The sequence below is a fragment of the Putridiphycobacter roseus genome, from assembly GCF_003234935.1.
Lineage (GTDB): Bacteria > Bacteroidota > Bacteroidia > Flavobacteriales_D > Crocinitomicaceae > Putridiphycobacter > Putridiphycobacter roseus.
Genome location: NZ_QKSB01000005.1, coordinates 16117 through 42635, shown reverse-complemented (window position 1 = coordinate 42635; position 26519 = coordinate 16117). Strand labels below are relative to the sequence as shown.

At 33.7% G+C, this 26519-nt stretch carries 23 protein-coding genes and 4 tRNA genes; all 27 read left to right on the top strand.

Going from position 1 to position 26519, the window contains the following annotated elements; all coding sequences use genetic code 11:
- Positions 1–100: 100 nt before the first annotated feature.
- Positions 101–3181, top strand: coding sequence for a tetratricopeptide repeat protein (locus DNU06_RS09390; protein ID WP_111063004.1), 3081 nt, complete (start codon positions 101–103; stop codon positions 3179–3181).
- A complete protein-coding gene (locus DNU06_RS09385; protein WP_146239198.1) occupies positions 3174–4889 on the top strand; it encodes a TonB-dependent receptor in 1716 nt (571 codons plus the stop codon). The genes DNU06_RS09390 and DNU06_RS09385 overlap by 8 nt, the downstream gene beginning before the upstream one ends.
- A 39-nt stretch (positions 4890–4928) precedes the next feature.
- Positions 4929–5762, top strand: coding sequence for a hypothetical protein (locus tag DNU06_RS09380; protein WP_146239197.1), 834 nt, complete (start codon positions 4929–4931; stop codon positions 5760–5762).
- Positions 5763–5838: 76 nt separating this feature from the next.
- On the top strand, positions 5839–6615 hold the full coding sequence (locus tag DNU06_RS09375) for a PASTA domain-containing protein (RefSeq protein ID WP_111062998.1): 777 nt from the start codon (positions 5839–5841) through the stop codon (positions 6613–6615).
- Positions 6616–6619: 4 nt separating this feature from the next.
- Entirely contained in the window at positions 6620–8815 is a 2196-nt protein-coding gene (locus DNU06_RS09370; RefSeq protein WP_111062996.1) for a T9SS type A sorting domain-containing protein, read from the top strand.
- A complete protein-coding gene (locus DNU06_RS09365; protein ID WP_111062995.1) occupies positions 8816–9850 on the top strand; it encodes an RluA family pseudouridine synthase in 1035 nt (344 codons plus the stop codon).
- Positions 9851–9954: 104 nt separating this feature from the next.
- A complete protein-coding gene (locus tag DNU06_RS09360; protein ID WP_111062994.1) occupies positions 9955–12033 on the top strand; it encodes an OmpA family protein in 2079 nt (692 codons plus the stop codon).
- 72 nt (positions 12034–12105) lie between these two features.
- Entirely contained in the window at positions 12106–13278 is a 1173-nt protein-coding gene (locus DNU06_RS09355; protein WP_111062993.1) for an AIR synthase related protein, read from the top strand.
- A gap of 5 nt (positions 13279–13283) precedes the next feature.
- Positions 13284–14363 carry a peptide chain release factor 1 gene (gene prfA, locus DNU06_RS09350; protein WP_111062992.1) on the top strand — a complete coding sequence of 360 codons (1080 nt, stop codon included), beginning with the start codon at positions 13284–13286 and terminating at the stop codon, positions 14361–14363.
- A gap of 35 nt (positions 14364–14398) precedes the next feature.
- Complete coding sequence (gene pyrF / locus DNU06_RS09345; RefSeq protein WP_111062991.1) at positions 14399–15220, top strand: orotidine-5'-phosphate decarboxylase; 822 nt, start codon at positions 14399–14401, stop codon at positions 15218–15220.
- Entirely contained in the window at positions 15220–15660 is a 441-nt protein-coding gene (locus DNU06_RS09340) for a hypothetical protein (RefSeq protein WP_111062990.1), read from the top strand. Before pyrF ends, DNU06_RS09340 begins: the two co-directional genes overlap by 1 nt.
- Positions 15661–15690: 30 nt before the next feature.
- Positions 15691–16950 (top strand): DUF2851 family protein, encoded by a 1260-nt coding sequence (locus DNU06_RS09335; protein WP_111062989.1) that lies wholly within the window; start codon positions 15691–15693, stop codon positions 16948–16950.
- A gap of 112 nt (positions 16951–17062) precedes the next feature.
- Complete coding sequence (locus tag DNU06_RS18200; RefSeq protein ID WP_379659572.1) at positions 17063–17299, top strand: PspC domain-containing protein; 237 nt, start codon at positions 17063–17065, stop codon at positions 17297–17299.
- Between the two features lie 41 nt (positions 17300–17340).
- Complete coding sequence (locus tag DNU06_RS09325) at positions 17341–18321, top strand: potassium channel family protein (RefSeq protein ID WP_233502999.1); 981 nt, start codon at positions 17341–17343, stop codon at positions 18319–18321.
- Positions 18318–19205 (top strand): SDR family oxidoreductase, encoded by an 888-nt coding sequence (locus DNU06_RS09320; RefSeq protein ID WP_111062987.1) that lies wholly within the window; start codon positions 18318–18320, stop codon positions 19203–19205. The genes DNU06_RS09325 and DNU06_RS09320 overlap by 4 nt, the downstream gene beginning before the upstream one ends.
- Before the next feature lie 55 nt (positions 19206–19260).
- Positions 19261–21207, top strand: a complete 1947-nt coding sequence (locus DNU06_RS09315; RefSeq protein ID WP_233502998.1) for an alanine/glycine:cation symporter family protein — start codon at positions 19261–19263, stop codon at positions 21205–21207.
- A 6-nt stretch (positions 21208–21213) separates the two neighbouring features.
- Positions 21214–22074 (top strand): helix-hairpin-helix domain-containing protein, encoded by an 861-nt coding sequence (locus DNU06_RS09310; protein WP_146239196.1) that lies wholly within the window; start codon positions 21214–21216, stop codon positions 22072–22074.
- The gene (locus tag DNU06_RS09305; RefSeq protein WP_111062985.1) at positions 22075–22608 is read left to right on the top strand and encodes an adenine phosphoribosyltransferase; all 534 of its coding nucleotides are present in this window, start codon (positions 22075–22077) and stop codon (positions 22606–22608) included.
- Positions 22609–22617: 9 nt separating this feature from the next.
- Positions 22618–23757, top strand: coding sequence for an acyl-CoA dehydrogenase family protein (locus DNU06_RS09300; RefSeq protein WP_111062984.1), 1140 nt, complete (start codon positions 22618–22620; stop codon positions 23755–23757).
- Between the two features lie 67 nt (positions 23758–23824).
- A complete protein-coding gene (gene rpsU, locus DNU06_RS09295; RefSeq protein ID WP_111062983.1) occupies positions 23825–24016 on the top strand; it encodes a 30S ribosomal protein S21 in 192 nt (63 codons plus the stop codon).
- A 61-nt stretch (positions 24017–24077) separates the two neighbouring features.
- Entirely contained in the window at positions 24078–24947 is an 870-nt protein-coding gene (locus DNU06_RS09290) for a tyrosine-type recombinase/integrase (protein ID WP_111062982.1), read from the top strand.
- Between the two features lie 12 nt (positions 24948–24959).
- On the top strand, positions 24960–25256 hold the full coding sequence (gene hpf / locus DNU06_RS09285) for a ribosome hibernation-promoting factor, HPF/YfiA family (protein WP_111062981.1): 297 nt from the start codon (positions 24960–24962) through the stop codon (positions 25254–25256).
- 58 nt (positions 25257–25314) lie between these two features.
- Positions 25315–25884 (top strand): chalcone isomerase family protein, encoded by a 570-nt coding sequence (locus DNU06_RS09280; RefSeq protein WP_111062980.1) that lies wholly within the window; start codon positions 25315–25317, stop codon positions 25882–25884.
- A 134-nt stretch (positions 25885–26018) separates the two neighbouring features.
- Positions 26019–26092 (top strand) — tRNA-Thr (locus DNU06_RS09275).
- Between the two features lie 15 nt (positions 26093–26107).
- Positions 26108–26190, top strand: a tRNA-Tyr gene (locus DNU06_RS09270).
- A gap of 53 nt (positions 26191–26243) precedes the next feature.
- Positions 26244–26316: transfer RNA gene (locus tag DNU06_RS09265), tRNA-Gly, on the top strand.
- 60 nt (positions 26317–26376) lie between these two features.
- Positions 26377–26448 (top strand) — tRNA-Thr (locus DNU06_RS09260).
- The last annotated feature ends 71 nt before the right edge of the window (positions 26449–26519 follow it).

Here is a 26519-nt window from a genome sequence, read left to right as displayed (position 1 = left end):
AAGTAAACATCAAAGCGTTTATAACTTTAAATTTATAGTCTAATTTTGATGAGCTATGCATGTAAATTTGTATGCTTATACCTAGAGGATATTACTTTTTATGCAAAAATTATTAATCACCATATCTTTTGTCTTTTTGTTTTTGGGACAAGCTGTTTACGGACAGGTGACTGAAAAGCATCACTCTAAATACGCACAGTTTTACTTGGCAGAAGCGCTGTATGAAAAAGAAAAGTACAGTGCTGCTCAGGCAGAGTATAAAGCGTTCATGCAAACCATTGTGGATGTAAATGATCCTTTTTATGTTAAATCAAAATATTACTATGCACGCTGTGCTTTGAGTTTGTACCACCCCAATGCAGAAAAATTATTAATTGAATTTATCAGTAATTATCCAGAGACAGTTTATAAACACAATATATACTTGGAGTTGGGTAGGCATTATTACCAAAGAAAAAGATATGGAGAGACCATTGCTTGGTTTACGAAAATTGAACCGTTAGACATTTCAGAAGCATTAAGGCCAGAATATAATTTTAAATTAGGATATAGCTATTTTACCGAAAATGAATTAAAACAAGCAAGGAATTTATTTTATGAAATTATCCATATAGAATCGGCGTATCAAAGTCCAGCACTTTATTATTATGCGCATATTGCTTATCTTGAAAAAAATTATCAAGTAGCATTAGAATCATTTAATGTCTTAAAAAATAATCCTTCTTTTGAAAAGACAGTACCTTATTACATCTCTCAGATTTATTATTTGCAAGGTAAATACGAAGAGGTGATTACCTATGCGCCATATGCATCCCAAAATAATGACGAAAAGCAAAATTTAGAAATGCTAAAAGTAATTGGGAATGCCTATTATAAATTAGGGAAATTTGATGAGGCGGTGCCATTTTTAGAAAAGTATAATAATAAAAGTGCAACTACAAGAGATGAAGATTACCAATTGGGTTTTGCTTATTATAAAAGTGGTAATTATGAGTACGCTATTCCAATGTTTGATAAGGTAACGGATGCAAATGATGAACTGAGTCAAATTGCCTATTACCATATTGCAGAATGTTATTTAAAACAAGAAGCTTATGTGTCTTCAAGGGATGCTTTTGAATTAGCAGCCAGAATGAATTTTGATAAAGAAATTGAAGAAGATGCATTGTATAATTATGCTTTGCTTTCTTATAAAATAGATTATAATCCATTCAATGAAGCTGTAGAAGCAATGAATTTGTACTTAAATAAGTACCCTAATTCAAAACATAAACAAGAAATGTATCAATATTTGATCAATGTGTATTCCACTATGAAAAATTATAGTGCTGCCATTGAGTTTATGGATAAAATAGCCAATAAAAATATCCAAATAAAATCGGCATATCAAATGATGGCTTATAATTATGGTGTGGAATTGTTCCAATCTAAGGTGTATCAAAAAGCAATTGATAATTTTAAATTGGTAGCTAAATATTCAATAGACAATAAAATTACAGCCCAAAGTTTATATTGGATAGCAGAATCCTACTATAAAATGGCCCAGTATTCGGATGCCATAGCAGCTTACCGTAAATTTTTAGAAGCGCCAGGTGGCTATGCTTTACCTATGCACAATGCAGCTTATTACAATATAGGCTATGCCTATTACATGCAAGAGGATTTTGAAAATGCGATTCAAGCTTTCCGAACTTTTACATTGGATAGTAATGAAAAAGATAAAGTTAAATTAACAGATGCTAATTTAAGAATTGGAGATGCTTTCTTTAAAAAATCAAATGACGAAGAAGCCATTAAATATTATCAAAAAGCAGTGGATTTAAAAGGTGGTCAAATGGATTACGCAAGGTTTCAGATGGGTAAATCTTATGGCTTTCAGCAAGACTATGACAGTAAGGCGGCTATTATGTTAGATATCGTACAAAATAGTCCAAGCTCTACTTTTGCCGTACCTGCTTTATATGAAGTTGCAGAATCTTACCGTTTAATGGATGATAACCATAATAACCAAGCCATTCAATATTATAACCAGGTTATTAATGATTACCCGAAACATACTTTGGTGAAAGATGCCGTTTTTCAAATAGGAATATTAGATTTTAAAAATAAAAGATACCAAGCGGCAGAAAAAAGATTTTTAACCGTTTTACGAGGTTACCAAGATGAGGTAAAACAAAAAGAAGCCCTTGGTAGATTAAAAGATGTATACAGTGCTTTAAGTCAACCAGAAAAATACTTGGCTTTAGTGGATGAATTTGGAATTTCATTTGATGAGACGGAAAAAGACGAATTGTTTTTTACTTCGGCTTATGACTTATACCAAGATTCCTCCTGGACAAAATCTATTGCTGCTTTTCAAAAGTATTTAACCCAGTTTCCAAGAGCCAATCATGAATTGGAGTCTTATTATTTAATGGCTAAAGCAAGTTTAAAACTCGACCGTAAGGATGAAGCTGAATTTGCTTATAAAAAGGTGATTGAAAAAGGAAATAATCGATTTACAGAAGAAGCTGCCTTGTTTGTTTCTGAAAAAGCCTACGAAGAAAAGAAATATGAAAAAGCAGTGGAATATTATTTGGTCTTGCTTTCCGCAACTACCTTTGCGCAAAACAAACTAATGGCAGATATTGGTTTAATGCGCTCATATACTTTTTTAGAGGATTTTGAGGCTGCAAAACCACATGCGCAAAAAGTCATGTTAGACGAAAATGCACTAGATTTTGTGAAAACAGAAGCAAATTATGTGATTTCAAAAGCATATATCGCACAAAACGATTATACCAATGCGAAAGTTTATTTAGACTATGTTGTGGCCAATTCTAATGCTGAAATTGCGGCGGAATCCCAATTCTATTTGGCAACAGGTTTACATTTGGCAGAAGATTATAAAGACTCAGAATTAGCTGTTCGAAAACTCATCAAAAATAATGGTGGTTATAAATACTGGGTGGCAAGAGCGCTTGTGTTGCAAGCAAAAAATTCAATTGGACTCAACGATTTAGTGCAGGCAGAATATACTTTAAATAGTATAATAAATGGCTATACGATCAAGGATGATGGTGTGATCGCAGAGGCAAATGAGGTGATGCAAGTATTGATCGCTTTGAAAAATAAAGAAAAAGATATAGATAATAATTCTCAAAATACCATTGAAATTAACGGAGGAGGTAACCATGATTAATCGCATATTTAAATATTGTTTAATAGCGGCGTTGTGTTTGCAAATGCAGGCTGTTTTTTCACAAAATACTGGTGGGACAATTGGTACGGAAATAATTTTTGTTGCAGAAAGAAACACAACACCTTCTTATCGTGTAACTGAAAACCCTGTGATCATTGATACCGTTATTCCTTTGCCTAGTTTTACCTATCCAATGTTGCCTAAAAGTTATGAATCACAAATCGTTTTGGCGCCAATTACCCCTTCTAGAATTAAAATTGTAGATAAGCTCGAGAAATTGTATCCTGGTTATGTAAAGTTGGGACTGGGTAATTATACCATGCCATATGGAGAAGTGTACTACAATGCGCAGAGAAATAGAAAGTTTAATTATGGGGTGCATGCCAATCACTTGTCCTCTTTTGGTGCTATTAAAGATTATGCACCAAGTCAGTTCGACCAGACGAAAGCAAAACTTTTTGGAGATTTCTTTTTAAAAAATCACACGCTAAATACGCAGTTTGACTATAAAAATTTCGGGTATCACTATTATGGCTTACAAAATGATAGTATTCCAAAAGATTCCTTAAAAAATCGTGTGGCTGCCTACAATGCAAACGTACGTTTCTATAATACTCCAAGTAGGGATAGTGCCAAGCTTTTGTATAATGGGTATGCCGATTACCAATATTTCCACGAATTTAAAAAAGATACTTTCCCAACAAGTAGCAACAACGCTAGGGAGAATACCATTAATTTTGGTTCAAATTTTAAATATAAATACCAGGAAAACATCTTTGCACTGGATATAGATTTTTTATTGAATTATTATAAGTTTGGTGAGGGAGATACAAGTGTGGCCTTGCAATATCGAAAGAAAACTAGAAATAATATATTTAGCTTAAAGCCGACGGTGACTACTTTTCAGTTTAAAGATAAATTAAAGGTAGAAGCAGGGTTGGATTTGAATTTTGATTTTAATGGCACAAAAATATTTAAACCTGTGCCTATTATTAAAGCACAATTTGATTTACTAAAAGGTATTTTAATTCCTTATGTTGGTATAGACGGTGATTTGACACAAAACTCTTTTGATAAACTGAATCAAGCCAATCCATATATTGTTTCTTCTGTCGATATTTTAAATCAAAAAACCTTTTCTGTGTATGGCGGATTAAAAGGAAGTATCTCTAAATTTATTTCCTATAATGTGATGGTGCATACCAGTAAGTTTTCTGATATGGCACTATTTGTAAATGATACTGTTTTTTCTGATATGTACCGCTTTGATGTGGTATATGATAATATTTCCGTAATTGGTTTAAAAGGTAGTATTACTTTCCAGCAAGAGGAAAAATTAAAAGTAGATGCTTATACGGAGTTGAATAGATATTCTGCCGAGTTTGAGAAGTATGCTTGGCATTTACCAGATTTGGTAATTGGCTTAAGAGGTGCTTATAACATGTTCGATAAGATTTATATAAAAGCGGATGTAAGTTTACAAGGTGGTAGAAAAAGTCCAGGTGGATTGTTTGCGTTAAGCCCATCAGATGATGATTTTAAACTTGGTTTTATTAACGATATTAATTTAGAAGGAGAATATAGATATAACAAAAGATTATCCGCTTTTATTCAATTTAACAATTTAGCCAGCCAACGTTATTACCGTTGGTATAATTATCCAGTATTCCGATTCCAAGTTTTGGGAGGGGTTACCTTTAGTTTTTAAGTTGGTTTAATTTTTGGTTGTACCTTTGTGATTATAATTATGACAAAGTATCTTTTGACTAGTTGGCTTTTTTTTTCTATGCTATTTGCTTTTACAAAAGGAAATGCACAAGAAATTGCTATTTATAAGAAAGATTCAATCGTCGGAGAATTTGATTGCTTTTCTGTAGATAATTTTGGCAATATCTACTTGGTGAAAGAAGATATCTTATACAAACTAAGTCCTGCACTAGATACCTTGTTTAAAACCTCTTTTAAATCTCATTTCCCGCAATATATAGAAGCTTCCAAAAACTTTAGGGTCTTAACTTTTGATCAAGATCGCGGTTTAATTCAGTTCTATGACAATACGCTTACCCCAATGTCTACGGTTATCAATTTATTTGATCTCGATTTGGTACAGCCACTCTTAGTATGCGAATCTTTTAACGGTAATGGGTTTTGGGTATTAGATGCAGGTACATTGCGGTTGTTAAAAATTAATGACAAATTTGAGGTGATGGTGAAAATTGAAAATTTGAGTTTTATGACAAAGTCTAAATTGTACCCAACCCAAATGTTTGAGTATAACGACCAACTTTATCTTGTAACGGCACATGATCAGGTGATGGTGTTTGATGCATTTGGAACTTATATCCGAAAATGGGCATTAAAAAGTGAGTCGCTGGATGTTTTTCAAAATAATATTATTGCTTACGTTTCTCCTAACTTTGTATTGAGTAGAGCCATTTTGGATGGAGAAAAAAAATCGGTTAGGTGGCCGCTGCAAGACTTGAAGACTTTTAAAGTAAGGCAAAATAGAATTTATGCGCAAACCGCAAATGGATTTTATATCGGCTATTTTAATTTGATTTCTCCTGCGAATAATAAGTAATCCATTAGTATTTTTAATTAATTATCTTTTTTGGTTTGGATTTAATATCTTTGCCCATTAATCAATTCAAATGTGAATGAAAAACATATTTCAATTTTTATTCAGTAAAAAGTATTTATACCATCTCATTGCAATTCTAATTGTTTGGGTGGTGATTGTAGTTTTTATGCAATATTATTTAAAAAGTCACACCAATTTTGGTCAAAAGATTGAGGTGCCTACTTTGTATAAAATACATGCGGATGATTTGCCGCAATTAATGAAATCTAAAAAATTAGCTTACGAAATAGTAGATTCGGTATATGTTGATAATTGGCCAAAAGGAACCGTTTGTTGGCAGTATCCTCGACCAACTGATTCCACCATGGAATTTGTGAAGTCTGGCAGGGTGATTCAAGTGTCTATTGTGCCGAGTAAACCTAAAATGATACAAGTTCCGAGTGTGTTGGATAAATCCAAACGAATGGCAGAAAGTCAATTGGAATCTTTAGGTTTAAGAACTAAAATTTCTTATAAGCCTTCCAATGTTGGACCAGGGTTCGTCATGGAGCAATTGGTAAACGGAAAAGCATTAAAGCCAAATCAAATGTTGCCAAAGGGTAGTTTAATTGAGTTAGTTGTTGCTAAAGGTAATGGCGGAGCAGTAGTTACCTTGCCTAATTTGATTGGCCTTACAATAAGTGATGCAAAAAACCGTTTATTAAATCTAAATTTAGCATTGCATCCAGAATGCCCTTCCTGTCAAACGGCAACAGATATTGATCAAGCAATTATTAAAAACCAATCACCAATTGGTGGAGAAGGAGCAAATGTAGCATCAGGAACAATTGTAACGGTTTGGGCTGAAAAATAATACTATGATTAAAAAAGGTTTTCTACTCTGTTTTTTATTACCGATAATTTCTTTTGGACAAGAAACGCTAGGTTCATTAACTTATAATGTGGACATTATGCCAGCTTTTAAATTAAAGGCAGGTAACGATTTAGACAGTACATTCTTGTTTAATTATAATAACCTAGAGGTGCCTGTTTTTGACGATTTTTCGACTAATAAATGGGTGAAATATGCCGCGGAATTTAATGGTTCTAATGTAACTTCCAGTTTGTATTATTATTTAATTGAAGTGTCTAATTCTACACCAATTGATCCCGCTATTGTACTTTGTGATTCTGCTTACCGTGATACAGTTTATATTGTTAATGATACAGTAGTAGGTATGGTGAGAACATCTTTTACTACAGGCTTTGATGTGGTGGTGAACGATTTAAGTGTATTTCCTATTTCGGGTCCCATTAAAAAGTTGTATAACGAGTGTTATACAATTGTGGATACTGTTATTGATGGTGTTTTGGATGTAAGTCCAGACACACTGGAAATTGCTAATAAATATTACCAAGATAGTGCTCGGGTGTTTTTTGCAGATATTACTAATAATGACATTTGGATTGATGATTATGCTTGCCATAATTATAAATATGGTGTTGTACCAAAATCTCTTGGTGTTGCTACTTTTGATGGTTTAAATAACAATGGTTATCCTTATGATTTTGGTAGCCCGAATTCTTATGGCGAAGCAGACTTTTTAACTTCTAAACCAATTAATTTATTAGGTAAGTCTAATATATATCTTTCTTTTTTATACCAACCTCGTGGCTTGGGTAATTCGCCTGAAGCCATAGATTCATTGATTTTAGAAATGTATTCACCTGCTGCGGATCAATGGTACAACGTGTGGGGGGTGTCAGGAGATGCTACGGATGATGTTTGGGGCATGGCTCATTTGGAAATAACGGCAAATACTTTTAAGCAAAACGGATTTCAATTTCGATTTAAAAATAAAGCATCCTTGTCGGGTAATCTCGACCATTGGCATATAGATTATGTAAATTTAAGGGAGAATTCATCTGTAAATGATACGATAATAAGTGATTTAGCAATCACTTATCCAATTGAGACTTTATTAAAAGATTATACCGCGGTTCCTTGGGACCATTATAATAATTTAAGTGATCCAAATATTGCCATGGTACCAAGTTATGAAATGATGGTAAGTAATAGTGATGTGGTGCCTAAGTTTACAAATGCTGGTACTTTAGAAATGGATGGAAATAATTTTTCTTTACCAGTAGCAAGCTTAAATTGGAATGTGGGACAGAACCTATACCCATTCAATGTCGGTTTACAACCCTACGCTTATCCACAAAATAGCAGTGTAGATAAGGCAGAATTTGATGTAAAAATGAATATTGCAACCAGTTCAACAAATCAACATTTGGAAAATGATACTACTTATTTTACGCAATATTTTAGAAATTACTATGCGTATGACGACGCTTCTGCCGAGTCTGGTTATGGTTTGCTAGATAATAATGCCGAAATAGCAATTAAGTTCGAAGCTTATGAAGCCGACACTTTAACTGGTGTTTTAATGAAGTTTGTCCCCAATGTCTCTGATGTAACGGGTAATGTTATTTTGTTAACTGTATGGGGAGATGATGAGGGGAAGCCAGGCGATATACTTTACCAAGATGACTTTTTTAAACCTCATTTTCCAGATTATGCTGCTGCAAAAAATCAGTTTAAATATTATACCTTTAACGATAACAAAGCCATAGTGGTTCCAAAAGTATTTTATGTCGGCTTTGAACAAATTGAAGATAAGAATTTGTATTTAGGTTTTGATAAGAATAATTTAAATCAAGACAAAAATTTTTATAATACAGGAAGTGGTTGGTCAAATTCTTCTTTCCCTGGTTCCATAATGGTGCGACCAGTTTTTTCTACTGGGTTGAATTATACTTTAAATGTGGTGGGAGAAATTGAAACTACGCAAACCATTGCAATGTATCCAAACCCAGTAAGTCAGACATTGACTATTGATGGGTTTCAAAATACTTATAGTGTACAGATTCATGATGTGTCTGGAAAGTTAATCTATACTGGCAACGAAAGTCATATTGATTTTGTACAGTTTTCAAGTGGATTTTATTTGGTTTCAATTTTAGATGAAAACAAAGAGTTATTACATAGGAATAAAATAATTAAACCTTAAATGAAGGAAGAAGAATTAGGAGAAGAAAACGTTGAAAAATTTGAACACTACCATATTATAGTAGATTCAGGTCAAGACATATTAAGGGTAGATAAATTTTTATTGGCTAGGATTGCGAATACATCAAGAAGTAAAATTCAGAATTTAATTAAGGATGGTTTTATCTTGGTGAATAAAGAGGAAATAAAAACGAACCATAAAATTCATCCTGGTGACGAAATAGTGGTAAATATGCCACATCCAGTTCGCGAAATCGAATTGATCGCAGAAGATATCCCATTAGATTTGGTGTATGAAGATGATACCCTAATTATAGTGAATAAACCGTCAAATATGGTGGTTCACCCTTCTTATGGGAATTACTCAGGTACATTGATGAATGCTTTGGTATATCATTTCGATAATTTACCTAAAAGAGATGCATATGCGACACGTCCTGGGTTAGTGCATAGGATTGATAAACATACCACTGGAATATTAGTGATTGCAAAAACAGAGGAAGCATTGGTGCATTTATCAAAACAGTTCTTCGATCGCACATCTGACCGTAAGTACTATGCATTGGTGTGGGGTGATTTGGCTGAAGATGAAGGAACCATTACAGGAAATATCGGTCGTTCTCAAAGAAATAGAAAAGTATTTCAAGTGTATGACGAAGAAGAAGGGTATGGCAAACACGCGGTTACACATTATAAAGTAATTGAACGTTTTAGGTATGTTACCTTGGTGGAATGTAAATTAGAAACAGGTAGAACACACCAAATTAGAGTGCACTTTAAACACATTGGTCACCCTCTTTTTCATGATTTAGAATATGGTGGGGATCGTATTTTAAAAGGGACTACTTTTACCAAATATAAACAGTTTATAGATAACTGCTTTAAAATGCTAGACGGACAGGCTTTACATGCGAAAACGCTGGGGTTAACACATCCTAAAACTGGGGAAAGAGTGTCTTTTGATTCTGAATTGCCAGATGGATTTAAAAAATTATTAGAAAAATGGCGTGCTTATGCACAACTGGGTGAAAATTAATATTTGAACTTAGATTGGGTAATTAAATTAAATTTTTGTTAAAAATTAAAATTAATTTACTATTTTCGTCAATTGTAACCAAGGAATAAATAAACTACTTTATAATGAAATTATTTGTTAAGATTTTACTTTTTGCAGGTGTATTAGGGATAACACAGGCTTCATTTGCCCAAATGAGAAATTATGGGAAAGAGGCTAATGCCTTATATAAAGCTGGCCTTTATGCAGAAGCTGCAGATGCACTTAAAAAAGCATCAGAGAAAACAAGCGTTAAATCAGAAGATTCAAGAAAGAAAAAAGCAGAATTTGCTTATCGTTCTGCGGAATGTTACCGTATGATTCATGATTTTGCCGCTGCAGAACAACAATACGAAAAAGCAATTTTGTTAAAGTATTTTGAAACAGAACCTAAGGTTTATTATTACTTAGGAGAGATGCAGTTAGGACAATGTAACCACAAAAAAGCATTGAATAGCTATAAAAAATACCAACAATTAAATGCGGGTGATCCATTAATTAAAGTAAGAATTGAAACTTGTGAAAAATATGATGAGTTTGAAGAGAATGCTGGTCGTCATGAAATGAACCCAATGACAAAATTAAATACACCTCAGTTTGATTATGGTACTGTGATGGATAGTAGAGGAACTACTTTGTATTTTACTTCTTCAAGAAGTGCAGCAACTGGTGAAAATACAGAATTGATTACAAATCAAGATTTCTCAGATATATTTTATTCTGAAATTGATAGAAAAGGAAATTATACAGAACCTGTTCCAATGCCCGCTCCAGTAAATACTATTCACAATGAAGGTACTATTGCAATGGATAAAAGAGGAAAGAAAATGTTTTTTACAAGATGTGTGAATGATGGAAAAAACAACTTAGGTTGCGATATTTACATGACAGAAAAAAGAGGTAGCGCATATAGCGAACCAGTGAAAATTGAATTAAAAGATCACGATACTTCTAATGTTGGTCATCCAGCGGTTAGTCCTGATGGGAATACTTTAATATTTGCTTCTAACATGGCAGGTGGAGAAGGTGGAATTGATTTATGGATATCTACTTACAATAGAAGAGGAGATACTTGGTCTTTACCAAAAAACTTAGGACCTGAAGTAAATACACCAGGTAATGATGTGTTCCCAGTATGGGGTGAAGGAGATAAATTATTTTATTCAACAGATGGATTAGTTGGAATGGGTGGTTTAGATTTATTTGTGGCAGAAAAAGTGGCAGATAAAGACGAATGGAAAAACCCAGTTAATTTAGGTGCACCTTTAAATTCATGTTCTGATGATTACCAAATCATTTATACACAAAATGACGAAAATGGTGCTAGAGGATTTATTTCATCTAACAGAGCTGGTTCAAAAGGACCAAGAGAAAATCCTTCACAAGATATCTGGTCTTTCTATTTACCACCAGTATTGATTGACTTAAGTATTACAGTGGTAAACCAAGAAACTGGTAAGCCAGTACCTAATAAAAAAATTACGGTTATTGGTTCTGATGGGTCTAATTATACTTATACAACAGATGCTTACGGTATGGTGGATTTAACGGAATCTGCTGATGGAACTAGATTGATTAAGCCAGGTGGGAATTTTACCATTGATGTACCTTCTGAAAAAGGAGCATGGTTAGGAAATAAAGATAAATTCTCTACAGCAGATATTGGAAAACCTACAAGAGTTATTAGAGAAATAGCAATTTTAGATATTACTAAACCTTTAAGATTACCAGAAGTACGTTACGCTTTAGGTTCAGCTGAATTACAAGTTATACCTGGTGTGAACTCTAAAGATTCATTGAATTATTTATATGATTTAATGATGGATAATCCTAATATCGTTGTTAAATTGATGTCACATACTGATAGTAGAGGTTCTTCTGCAGCGAACAGAAGTTTGGCACAAAGAAGAGCACAATCTTGTGTAAATTATTTAGTAAACGAAAAAGGATTGCCAGCTGCAAGATTGGTACCTAAAGGATACGGTGAAGATGTTCCAGCAACTTATTACGAAGTTAATGCTGCTGGAGATACTACTGCAACACATAAATTAACGGAAGCATATATCAACCAATTCAAATCTGATAAAGCGAAATTTGAAATGTTGCACCAAAAGAATAGACGTACCGAAGGTGAAATCATTAGTTTCGATTACGTTAAACCTTAATAAAATATAATTGATAATTTTAAAGCGTCTCGATAACTATCGAGATGCTTTTTTTATTTAAAGCCCATCATAATGTCAGACGATAGATATAATAAAAGGGGCGTGTCGGCCGGAAAAGAGGATGTACACAACGCCATTAAAAATGTAGACAAAGGATTGTTTCCAAAAGCTTTCTGTAAAATTGTACCAGATTATTTAACCAATGATGAAGACTATTGCTTGGTGATGCACGCAGATGGTGCAGGTACAAAGAGTGCTTTGGCATATATGTATTGGAAAGAAACAGGGGATGTTTCAGTTTGGAAAGGAATAGCTCAAGATGCTTTAATCATGAATATAGATGATTTATTGTGCGTTGGTGCTACAGATAATATCATGTTATCTTCTACTATTGGTAGAAATAAAAACTTAATTACGGGGGAAGTGCTTTCTGCTATAATTAATGGTACAGAAGAATTATTGGCCGATTTAAAAAAGCATGATGTACACATTCATTCAACCGGAGGAGAGACAGCTGATGTAGGGGATTTAGTAAGGACTATTATTGTGGACAGTACAGTGACTGCAAGAATGAAGCGTTCTGAAGTAATTGATAATAAAAACATACAGCCAGGTGACGTAATTGTAGGATTGGCTTCTTTTGGTCAAGCGACTTACGAAACGGAATACAATGGAGGAATGGGCTCGAATGGTTTAACATCTGCAAGACATGATGTGTTTGATCATTATTTAGCGGATAAATATCCCGAAAGTTTTGATCCTGCTGTGCCAGAAGATTTGGTGTATTCAGGATCTAGAAAGTTAACGGACTTGGTTATCGGTTCTCCAATAAATGCTGGTAAATTGGTCTTGTCTCCAACAAGAACTTATGCGCCGGTTATTAAAGCTATTTTAAATCAAGTCAATCAACGTGAAATTCACGGTATGGTCCACTGTAGTGGTGGTGCACAAACCAAAGTCTTACACTTTGTGGATAATGTGCATGTTATTAAAGATAATTTATTTGAGTTGCCGCCGCTTTTTAAATTAATTCAAGAAGAATCTAAAACGGATTGGAAAGAAATGTATAAGGTCTTTAACATGGGGCATAGAATGGAATTGTATGTGCCAGAAGAAATGGCTGCAAAAATCATTGAAATTTCTGAATCATTTAATATTCCTGCAAAAATTGTAGGTAGAGTGGAAGCAAGTGAGACAAAAAAATTGACCATCAATTCAGATTTTGGTCAATTTATTTATGCATAAATACCATGAGTGATTTATTACAAAAATTAGAAGCAATAAAAATTCGATTCGACGAAGTAGGTCAGAAGATTACGGATCCTGATATTATTTCGGACATGAAACGCTATGTCAAATTAAATAAAGAATACAAAGACTTAGATAAGATAGTTCAAGTGTATTATGTATATAAAAATACACTCGATAATATTCAATCTTCTAAAGAGGTGATAGACGGGGAAGAGGATCCAGATTTCAAAGAAATGGCAAAAATGGAATTAGAAACGCTAATTCCTAAAAGAGAAACCTTAGAAGAGGAAATTAAAATGTTGTTGGTGCCAAAAGATCCAGAAGACGACAAAAATGTGATTGTGGAATTAAGAGCCGGTACAGGTGGAGATGAAGCATGTATATTTGTGGAAGACATTTTTAGAATGTACACCATGTTTTTTAAAGAACAAGGTTGGAAATTTGAAGTGGTAAACTCTAATGTAGGGACTTCTGGATATAAGGAAATTTCATTTGAAGTAGAAGGGGAAGAAGTGTACGGAACTTTAAAGTTTGAGTCTGGTGTTCACCGAGTGCAAAGGGTACCTGAAACGGAATCACAAGGTCGAGTGCACACTTCTGCAATTACAGTCGCTGTAATGCCCGAAGCCGAAGAAGTTGATTTTGAATTGGACTTGAAAGATGTGAAAAAAGATACTTTTAGAGCATCTGGTGCAGGAGGACAACATATTAATAAAACCGAGTCAGCGATTCGTTTAACGCACTTGCCCACTAATACCGTGGTAGAATGTCAAGACGGTCGTTCGCAACATAAAAATTATGCCAAAGCATTACAAGTTTTAAGGACTAGATTGTACCAGGCAGAATTAGATAAAGCACATGCCATTAGGTCGGCACATAGAAAATCGTTGGTTTCAACAGGTGACCGGTCAGCAAAAATACGAACTTATAATTATCCACAAGGTAGAATTACAGACCATAGAATCGGTAAAACCATGTATAACCTTTCTAATTTTATGAATGGTGATATCTCTGAAATGATTGAAGCCTTAAGGTTAGCGGAAAATGCTGAAAAATTGAAAGAAGGAGGAATGGCTTAAGTCTATTCTTGTTTATTTATCATTAGACATTTTATATGAAATTGGAAAACCTTATTCAAAATATTAAACAAAAACAAAGTTTCCTTTGTGTTGGCTTGGACGTGGATTTAGAAAAAATACCAGCCCATTTATTGGAGTTTGAAGACCCTATTTTTGAATTTAATAAACGAATTATTGATGCTACTAAAGATTATGCTGTAGCCTATAAACCGAATATTGCTTTTTATGAATGTCATGGGAGTAAAGGTTGGGATGCGCTAAAAAAGACTGTCGACTATATTCCAGAGGATATATTTACTATTGCGGATGCCAAAAGAGGAGATATCGGTAATACTTCACATTACTATGCGAAAACATTTTTTGAGTATTTAAATTTTGATGCAGTTACAGTTGCGCCTTATATGGGAGTAGATAGTGTAACACCTTTTCTTGAGTACAAAGATAAATGGGTTATTTTATTGGCATTAACGTCTAATAAAGGAGCATTAGATTTTCAATTTACTACGGATATTAAAGGAGAACAATTGTTCGAAAAAGTGGTAAGAAAGTCCAGTGAATGGGGAGATGCTTCCAAATTAATGTATGTTGTTGGAGCAACCCGTAAAGAATCAATAGAAAAAGTTCGTGCAGCGAGTCCAAATCATTTCTTCCTAGTCCCTGGTGTCGGAGCCCAAGGTGGTTCTTTAGAAGATGTGGCAAATTATGGGTGGAATGACAATTGTGGACTGCTAGTTAATTCATCTCGTGGTATTATTTATGCCGGACAAGGTGTAAATTTTGATAAGGAAGTGAAGTTAGCCGCTAAAAATATTCAAAGCGAAATGGCTGCTATTTTAAAAAGTAAGCACTTTATTTAATGGAAAATTTACCGCCGAATGAAGTACTTAAAAACTTAAAGAAAAAATCGGAAGTAAAAAGACAATGGCAAAAAATTGCTTACGCTAGATATACCATGTACGTCATAAGTGCTTTTTGCATCCTTTCGGCAATTGTATTTTGGTCAGAATCACTTCAAACCGGGCAAATGATCGTTTTTTATACCGCGCTTACCATAGGAGGTGTTTTTATTGGGCTGGGTATTTGGACTAAAAAACAACCTAAAATCGCAATAATACTTGCTATGGTAGTATTTATCCTACCGTTTATATTGGCCGGCATAGGAGATCAATCCACAATATTTGAGGGGGTTTGGTGGAAAATCATTATCTTAGTTTTATTACTCAGGGGTTTACTTTCAGTAAAACACATTTCCAATCAGCAGAAAAGAGAGGATTTAATTGATGATTTTGAATTGTAAGTAAACTTGGTTTGGGTTTAATCTGCTCGAATGCAAGAAGAATATTTACATTATCTATTCCACAAAAAATACTTTGGTCGCTTTTTTAAAACTGCAAAAGGAGTGTCGATTGAAGTGATAGACCATGGGGTTTTAAATACTAATGCTGGACCTGATTTTTTAGAAGCTAAAATTAAATTTGATGGAAAAATATGGGCAGGTCCCATAGAATTTCATGTCAAGTCTTCCGATTGGCTCAAACACAAACACCAATTCGATACAGCCTATAATAATGTAATTGCACATTTTGTTTATGAAAATGATATGGCTATTTATACCCAAGCATTTGAATTGCCAACAGTAGAATTAAAATCCTTTATTAATATTGATCACTTTACACATTACCAAAAATTTAAAAACAGTAAAGCGTGGGTGCAATGTGCCCAACAGCTAGGTGATTTAGATGATTTTATTCTCTATCAACAAAAAGAAAAGGCTTTTTTGGAAAGGATGTTTAGGAAATCAACTGCTGTATTAGAAGCTTATGATAGGTTTGCGGGTGATGAATCAAGCGTGATGTTGCATGTTATTGCGAAAGTTTTTGGAGGAAAAGTTAACCAAGAACCATTTATGCAACTAGTGGCTAAAATAGATTGGCAACACTTTAGGCATTTTCATGTAGACCTACAATCATTTGAAGCATACTGTTTTGGTTTGGCAGGATTCTTAAATTTTACAAAAGCTCCTGATGCTTATGCTGAAGCACTTCAAAATATTTACGGGTATCAAAAAAAAATGTGGAAATTAGAAGGGTTGAAAGAAATGGAATGGAAGTTTTCACGAATGCATCCTGCAGGGTTTCCAACGGTAAGGATTGCACAGTTTGCCAGTCTGCTTAAAGTGTTATATAAAACAGGAATTGGAAATGTAGATTGGGAAAATTTTGATGCGCAAGACATAGCAATAAGTATTTATTGGCAAACGCACTATCATTTTGCTAAAACCCAACGTAAATCAAGAAAAAGTTTGAGTAAAGATTTTAAGTATCTACTATATATCAATGCTTATATTCCTTTTTTATTTGCCAAAGGAATCAGGCTGGATCGGTCGGCATTAAAAGAACATGCACTCGAAGCAATGAATCATATTCCTGCAGAAAAAAATACCATCTTAAAAAATTGGTCTAAAGTTGGCGTCCAAGCTAAAACCGCTTTTGATAGTCAATCTTTAATTGAAATGAAAAATGAATACTGCAAGCAACAAAGATGTTTGCAATGTAAAATTGGTCAAAAGTTAATCGGTTATATCTAATTTATGTCCAAAAATCCACGCATGAAAAATAAATTGTATATTAGCTCATTGTAATAACAAAAGAACTGTCGAATAAATAAAGGTGTATGCCTTTTAAAATCAAATTTGTATTTTGAAACGAACTATTCAAAAAATTGCTTTCTTCTTTGAGCTAAGATCTTTTGGCGTAAGTACATGGTTTGCCAACAAATTAGGTGTTCGGGTAACCAAAGTGCGATTGTTTTTTATTTATGCTTCTTTCATAGGGTTGGGCTCTCCTTTAATTCTGTATTTAATAATGGCTTTTATTTTGGAAAACAAACATATCTTTAAATTTCAACGGAAGGCTAAAACTATTTGGGAGTTGTAATGAGAGAGCATTTTAGATTTTTCAAAAAACTATATTACGCCTTGGGGCTAATACTTACCATTGTTTTTATTGGTATTATTGGCTATGTTTGGGTAGAAGGTTGGAGTGTGTTTGATGCTTTTTACATGACAGTAATAACGGTAACTACTGTTGGTTTTAATGAAGTTCATGTTATGTCAGACTGGGGGAAATTGTTCACAGCATTCCTGATCATTACTAGTTTTGGTACTTTTGCTTACGCAATATCCGCTGTAACAACCTATATCGTAAGTGGCGATTATGTTAAATATTATAAAGAATTTAAAAAAATGAAAAGTCTTCAAAATTTGTCTGGTCATACCATAGTTTGTGGGTATGGTCGTGTAGGTAACCAAGCAGCACATGATCTTAAATTTTATAAAAAAAAGTTTTTGGTGATTGAACGCTCACCTGAAGTTTCCGAAAATGATTTAAATGAAACCATGTTCATTAAAGGAGATGCGACAAAAGATAAAATATTAGTTGATGCAGGTGTAAAAACAGCTACAGCGCTAATTACTGCTTTGCCAAAAGATGCCGATAACTTATTTGTGGTTCTTTCTGCCCGAGAATTGAATCCAAATTTAAAAATAATTTCTCGTGCATCTAGTTATTCTTCCATGAGGAAATTGAGAATTGCAGGAGCAAATAATGTGATTATGCCAGATACTGTTGGTGGTGCACATATGGCTTCTTTAGTTGTAAATCCAGATGTCATGGAATTTTTAGACTTGATTAAAATTTCAGGGAAAGCTGCTATGAATCTTGAAGAAATAGACTTTAAAGAATTACCAGAAAATTTACAATTTTGTACCATTAACAATTTAGTAGCTAAAGCAGAAAAAGGTTGTAATGTGATCGGTTATAAATCGGCTGAAGGAAACTATATTATTAATCCGGATGGTGAAATAAAAATTGGTCCTGGATCAAAACTTTTTGTCTTAGGTAATCCAAATCAAATTAAATCTTTTAATAACCTATTTGGAATAAAGCCTTCTTCATGAAAATTTTAATTACTGGTTCTAATGGTTTATTAGGACAAAAAATTGTATTGCATTGCTTAAAACATCACATTGACTTTGTTGCGACTTCGAAAGGCGCTAATCGTTTTTCAAAATGTCCAAATACTGCTTATCAATCTTTAGATATTACCATTGAAAAAGAGGTGGAAGATATTGTGAAAAAACACCAACCTACGCATGTAATAAATACCGCAGCGGTGACAAATGTAGATTTTTGTGAAACGAATCAAACACTTTGTGAAACCGTAAATGTGTTGGCGTTGTCTTTTTTATTGAAAGTTTGTACCCAATATCAGATTCATTTAACCCAGCTTTCAACAGATTTTGTTTTTGATGGAAAAGATGGTCCTTATGCGGAAGAAGACAAAGTAAATCCTTTGAGTGTGTATGCAAAATCGAAAGTAGCAGCTGAAAATCTTTTGTTGTCTGCCGCTTACAAAAACTGGGCAATTTTAAGAACTATTATTGTTTTTGGAGAAGGAGAAAATCTAAGTAGGTCTAATATTGTACTTTGGGCCAAGGCTGCCCTTAAAAAAGGTGACCCGTTAACCATTGTAGATGATCAGTTTCGCGCCCCAACTTGGGCAAGTGATCTTGCTTGGGCTTGTGTAAGAGTAGCGGAATTAAATGCCAAAGGAATCTATCATATTTCTGGACCAGAAACATTCTCTATTTTTGATTTGGTGAAAAGAATCGCTCTTTTTTACCACTTAAATTTTGATCAAGTACAGCCAGTAAAATCTGCTGCATTAAATCAATCTGCTAAAAGACCACCTAAAACTGGATTTAATATTGATAAGGCACGTAATGAATTGAATTACAATCCAAAAACATTTGAAGAGTCATTGTCTTGTCTATTAATTTAGGATAGCCAATTTTATTTTTTATATTTGTTTAACTACAGAAAAAATCTTTTAAATTATGATAAAAAAACTAACTGCCTTATTTCTTAGCTTATTCCCCTTTTTGTTATCTGCTCAAGAAAAAGGTTTTGATCAAAAAATTGACGAAACATTTGGAGATTTAACAGGTTGGTTTGTTGATCTAATATTTTATGAAATTCCATTCACGGATAAAATACAAGTTCCTTGGGTGTTAATTGTTTTGGTATTGGGCGCACTATATTTCACTTTTTACTTCAAGTTTATTAACGTGCGAGGATTTAAAACTTCCTTAAATATTATTAGAGGAAAGTATGATGATTTTGACCACCATGAATCTATGGAAATGGCGGGTGATTTAACGCCTGGCGGAGATGCTATTGAAACAATTGCTGTTGAAGGTCACCATGGGGAAGTTTCTCACTTCCAAGCATTGACTGCTGCATTGTCAGCAACTGTAGGTTTAGGTAATATTGCTGGTGTAGCGGTGGCGATATCTATTGGTGGACCTGGCGCAACTTTTTGGATGATTGTAGCAGGTTTAATCGGTATGGCATCTAAATTTGTAGAGTGTACTTTAGGTGTGAAATATCGAGAGATTGATGAAAATGGAAAAGTTTTTGGCGGTCCAATGTATTACCTTAAAAAAGGATTAAAAGCTAATAAAATGGCAAAATTAGGTCAGTTATTAGCGGTTGTCTTTGCCATTATGTGTATTGGTGGTTCATTTGGGGGAGGCAATATGTTTCAAAGTAACCAAGCCTTTGCAATGATTGAGTATAAAACACAATCGCATGTTTCTGAAATGAAAAACATACAGGATGTAGTCGGTGAAAAAGTTAAATATAATTATGCCTTAAAAGAAGCTAGAATGGTTACGTCGGTTTCAAAGGATTCTATTTATTATACGGTTAACAACAGTAGTGTTGCTAGAGCTAAAAAAGAATTTTTAGGAGATAAAATGATTGTTTCTGCTACCAATTCTAAAATTTCTCCGAAAGAAGATTTAATGGCCCTAGTAGGTCAAGAGATCGTAGCATCACTACCTAAAACTATCGACACTAAGGTGATGGCATTTGAAAATGATATGGTACAGCTTGGTGAAGGAAGTGCTGTCATGAATGTCTCTAAAGAAGATTTTTTGAAAACTGCAGTGTTGAATCCATTGTATGGAAATGGCTGGATTTTCGGGATTATTATGGCTGTATTTGTCGGTATTGTTATTATTGGAGGAATTAAGAAGATTGCAAAAGTTACCGATAAAATTGTGCCTTTTATGGTAGTGATTTATGTCGCTGCTTCTCTTGTGATTTTAGGAATGCATTTTGATCAAATTCCAAATGCTTTTGGGCAGATTTTGTCTGGAGCATTTTCTGGTATAGGGATAATTGGTGGTACCATAGGTGTTTTAATCCAAGGTTTTAAAAGAGCAGCATTTTCAAATGAAGCTGGTATTGGTTCAGCGTCCATTGCACACTCTGCTGTAAGAACAAAATATGCCGCAAGTGAAGGATTAGTTGCTTTATTAGAGCCTTTTATTGATACTGTGTTGGTTTGTACTATGACCGCTTTAGTGTTGATCGTGTCGAATGGAAATGGAGAAATAATGACCTATGGACAAGAAATTAAAGAAGGTGTACAGGTAACTTCTCAAGCTTTTGAATCTAATATATCCTGGTTTCCATGGGTGTTGACTATTGCAGTCGTGCTTTTTGCATTTTCTACTATGATTTCTTGGTCTTATTATGGCTATCAAGCTTGGTCTTTCCTTTTTGGTAGAAGTAAGAAAGTGGAATACGCTTACAAATTAATATTTTGTCTATTTGTAATTGTTGGTGCAGCTTCTCAATTAAAATCTGTAATCGATTTTTCAGATGCTATGATTTTTGCTATGCTTGTTCCTAATATGATTGGCTTATTCTTTTTAGCACCAAGAGTACGAGATGAATTGTCTAGATTTATGAAAAAAGTAAAAACGGTTAAGTAAAAACTATTGAAAAAGATTTTTCAATTTAATAGATCACAAAAAGTAGCGATTGTGGCTTTGTCCATGATTATATTTATCTTGATTTATTTTTTGAATCGTTCTACACATCAATTCGTACCAAATATACTAGTAGGAGATACCTTAGGTTTTTTAGAAGATGAGAATCCACCATTGTTAAAGGATAATGTAGAAAAGGAAAAGAGATTAAAGGAAAAAATTAAATTAAAACCCTTTGATCCCAATTTTACAAAGTTAAAGGAATGGCAAAATATGGGGTTTTCTGCTAAGCAAGCACAAAGCATCCTTAAATATAAACATGCCATAAATGGGTTTAAAAATAAAGAAGATTTAGCCGCGTGTTTTGTGGTTTCTACTGAAAAGTTTCATGAAATTGAATCTTATATTTTTTTTAAAAAAAACCAAGACATTTTAAATAATACCGACAGTACAGCAACTAATGAAGCGGTTCTTTTGTTGGAGCTCAATCATGCTACTAAAGATGAGTTACTACTTGTAAATGGCATAGGCGAGATTTTATCCAGTCGTATTATAGAATATAGAAATCGAATTGGTGGTTTTCACCAAATGATACAATTAAAGGAGATTTATGGGTTGGGAGAAGAAAACTATAATCGAATGCAAGTTGGTTTAACGATTAATCCCGACTTCCTCGAAAAAATAGAGGTACAGGATTTAAATTTTAATCAATTGCACAAGCATCCATATATCAATTGGAACATGGCAAAAAAAATAGTCTTATGGCGAGAGTCAAAGAGCGATCAAACATTAATAGAGTATCTGAAAAGTGATTCTACTATTTCCCCAAGTCAAATCATAAAAATTAAACCTTATTTACCTCAAGAATAAATGGAAGCATTAATTAAACAAATTGAAAGTGAAATTAGAGATGTGCCTGATTTTCCAAAAGAAGGCATCATATTTAAAGATATTACACCGCTTTTTAAAAATCCTAAGCTAATTAAGGAGATGGTGGCATATTTAAAAATGCAGTACAAAGATGCACCAATTGATGCAATAGCTGGGATTGAAAGTCGTGGCTTTTTATTAGGGGTACCTTTAGCGTTAGCACTAAATGTACCATTTATTCTTATTCGAAAGAAAGGGAAATTACCATGTAAAACTATTGCGCATTCTTATCAATTAGAATATGGTGAGGCAACTATTGAAGTACATGAAGATGCTATTGAACCTGGTCAAAATGTTTTAATTCATGATGATCTTATTGCTACAGGCGGTTCAGCCAGTGCGGCAGCGGAATTAATTAAGAAGTTAAAAGGTAATGTATACGGGTTTAATTTTTTAATTGAATTATCATTTTTGAATGGAGAAGAGAATCTGCGGGATTACTCAAAAAATATTACTAGTTTTGTAACCTATTAAACAAAAAAAATGGATTTTAATAAGAACGATAATCAAGAGATGATAGCGCAAATGATACACGATTTTGCGCAGAAAGAAATTAAGCCAAAAATGATGGAATGGGATGAGGCACAAACCTTCCCCATTGAGTTGTTTAAAAAGTTAGGCCATTTAGGTTTAATGGGGGTTATTGTTCCAACAGAATATGGTGGAAGTGGATTTGGTTATAATGAATACATTACGGTAGTATCAGAAATAGCTAAAGTTTGTGGTTCTATTGGTTTGTCTGTAGCGGCGCACAATTCTTTGTGTTCTGGTCATATTCTATACCACGCTTCCGAAGAACAAAAAAAGAAATATTTGCCAAAATTAGCAACTGGTGAATGGATTGGTGCTTGGGGTTTAACAGAAACCGGAACTGGTTCTGATGCTGGTGGTATGAATACTACAGCGACTAAGGATGGTGATCATTGGGTAATTAATGGTTCTAAAAATTTTATTACTCATGCCATTTCAGGTGATGTTGCAGTAGTGATTACAAGAACAGGTGAAAAAGGAGACTCTAGAGGTATGTCTGCTTTTATCATTGAAAAAGGTACACCCGGTTTTATGTCTGGTAAAAAAGAGAATAAATTAGGTATGCGTGCTTCCGAGACTGCTGAATTAATTTTCAATAACTGTCGTGTACACGAATCTCAAATGATAGGCAAAGAAGGTGAAGGTTTTATTCAAGCCATGCAGATTTTGGATGGCGGAAGAATTTCGATTGGAGCACTAGGTCTAGGTATTGCTAAAGGGGCTTATGAAGCTGCTTTACAATATTCAAAAGAAAGAGAGCAATTCGGTAAACCAATTTCCCAATTTCAAGCTATTGCTTTTAAATTGGCGGATATGGCGACTGAAATTGAAGCGGCAGAATTGTTATTGTACCAAGCAGCAGATTTGAAGGAAAGACATGAGAAATTGACTAAAGAGTCTGCAATGGCTAAATATTACACTTCAGAAGTAGCAGTTAGTGTTTCTACAGAAGCAGTACAGATATTTGGTGGTTATGGTTATACAAAAGATTACCCAGTAGAGAAATTTTATAGAGATTCAAAGCTCTGTACCATAGGGGAAGGAACTTCTGAAATTCAAAAATTAGTAATTTCTAGAGAAATTCTAAAATAAAGTTTGTTAAAAAGTTTTTTTGTTTTATCTTTGCCGTCCAATTTAGAATTTATAAATAAAATACGATATGTTAATTATTCCGATCAAAGAAGGAGAAAATATTGATAGAGCTCTTAAAAAGTACAAGAAAAAGTTTGAAAAAACTGGAACTATGAGACAATTAAGAGAAAGAAAGCAATTTACTAAGCCGTCTATTGAAAATAGACAAATGAGATTAAAAGCTGCTTACAAGCAAAGGTTACAACAAGAAGAAATGTAAACTTTTTCTAATAAAATACGTACAAAAAGGTGTAAACTATGTTTACACCTTTTTTTTGTTTATGCTCGAATCATTTTTACATTATCTAACTTACGAAAAACGTTTTTCGGCCCACACTGTAGTGGCTTATGAAAATGATGTCAAACAGTTTTATGAGGTTTTGAACTTAGAAGATCATATGTTGGCTGATTTAACCCATAGAGATATTCGAGGATATTTGGTAGAGTTGGTGGATATGAATCATGAAAACACCACAATTAACAGGAAATTATCTAGCTTAAAAACCTTTTTTAAATTTTTAAAAAGGGAAGAGAAAATCATGCATAACCCCATGGTGAAAATTCAAGGGTTAAAACAAAAAAAAATGTTGCCTCAGTTTGTGCCAGAAAATCAATTGTGGGACAAGTCGACTTTTGATGAATATGACGACCCTTTTTTGAATTTGAGAGATGAATTGATTTTAGAACTCTTTTATCAGACAGGTATCCGCTTGAGTGAATTAATTAATTTAAAAAGCAACCAATACCAATCTACACAGATAAAAGTTATTGGAAAACGAAATAAAGAACGTATTATTCCAGTGGCTAGTCCCCTTAAAATGTTGATAGACGAATATCTTTTGTTAAGGCTAGAAAAAGAGGTGGATATGGATTTCTTAATAAATGGTAATAAAGGAAAAAAACTAGAATCAAAGTTTGTTTACAGTAAAGTAAATTATTATCTTAGTAAAGTGACGAATTTGAAGAAACGAAGTCCGCATGTGTTACGACATACCTTCGCTACACACATGTTAAATAACGGTGCTTCCTTAGAATCGATAAAAAGCATTCTAGGACATACTGACTTAACAGCGACGCAAGTTTACACTCATAATTCTTTCAAACAAATTAAAAACATTTATAAATCGGCTCACCCTAGGGGTGGAGACTAAAACAAAAAAAATATGGACGTAAAAATTGAAGCAGTAAACTTTGAAGCGGATAAGAAATTATTGGATTTTGTAAAAGAGAAATTACAAAAATTAGAACAAATATTTGACAACATTGTAATGGGGGAAGTTTTTTTAAAACTAGATCGCTCTTCAGAAGGTGAAAATAAAGTAGCTGAGATAAAGATTATGGTTCCAGGGAAAGATTTATTCGCCAAAAAGCAATGTAAGACTTTCGAAGAGGCTACAGATGTTTGTGTAGATGCTTTAAGGAAACAAATTGTAAAGCATAAAGAGAAATTAATTGCCTAATGGATAGGGCGTAGTTTTGACGGCATGAATATTGCCAAGTAAAGTATAAAATATACCTATGAAAAAATCATTATTATTAATTGCCTTGTTTGTTTCTACAACACTTATGGCGCAGACAGGAGGAACGAAGGTAAATGGCATCATTTTACCAAACGTGGTCAAAGTAAATGATCAGTACTTAAAAATTAATGGTGCTGGAGTAAGGGAGAAAATGTTTCTCGATCTTTATATCTGTGCATTATACATGGAAAAGAAGAGTAATGTTGCTCAAACCATTATTGATGCCAATTCAAATATGGCCATTAAAATTCGAATTATTTCTAGTTTGGTAACCAGAGAAAATATGGAGGAAGCAATTCGAGAAGGTTTTGCAAAGGCGACCAATGATAACACGAAAGCTTTAGATGCGAAAATAAACGACCTTATTAATAAAGGTTTTGCAGGAGACATTGAAAAAGGAGATGTTTTTGATTTAGAGTATGCGCCTGGTAAAGGTACAAGTTTGAAAAAAAACGGAAAAGTTTTGGTAGTTTTAACTGGATTAGATTTTAAGAAAGCATTGTTCGGAATCTGGCTATGTGAGAGTCCTGCAGACGCAAACTTAAAGAAGAAAATGCTGGGCAATTAAAAAAAAACAAAAAAAAATAAAAAAAAGTATCAAAAAAAGTTTTTTATAAAAAAATAAGATATATATTTGCACTCCCGTTGAGAAAGCGGGAGTTTTTTTATTCGTTCTTTTAATAAACAATAAACAAAGTTTTTGCCTCTGTAGCTCAGTTGGCTAGAGCAGCTGATTTGTAATCAGCAGGTCGTGGGTTCGAGTCCCTCCAGAGGCTCTGTTTATATTTTTTGGGGAGATACCAAAGCGGCCAACTGGGGCAGACTGTAACTCTGCTGACTTATGTCTTCGTAGGTTCGAATCCTGCTCTCCCCACTAAAAAAACTTTATCACCTTGGAAAGTGATATGAAAACTTTGTAAATAATAAGCGGGAGTAGCTCAGTTGGTAGAGCGTCAGCCTTCCAAGCTGAGGGTCGCGAGTTCGAGTCTCGTCTCCCGCTCTAAAATGTAAAGGTTGCTTTTTCCGGAAAGCAACCATTGCGTTTTTTTAAGAACGTAGTGCCGGTGTAGCTCAGGGGTAGAGCGTTTCCTTGGTAAGGAAGAGGTCATGGGTTCAATTCCCATCATTGGCTCAATGGGAAAGGTGTACACTAGAATAGTGTATTTTTGTATTTTGTAAAAATTGATAAATAAATAATAAACT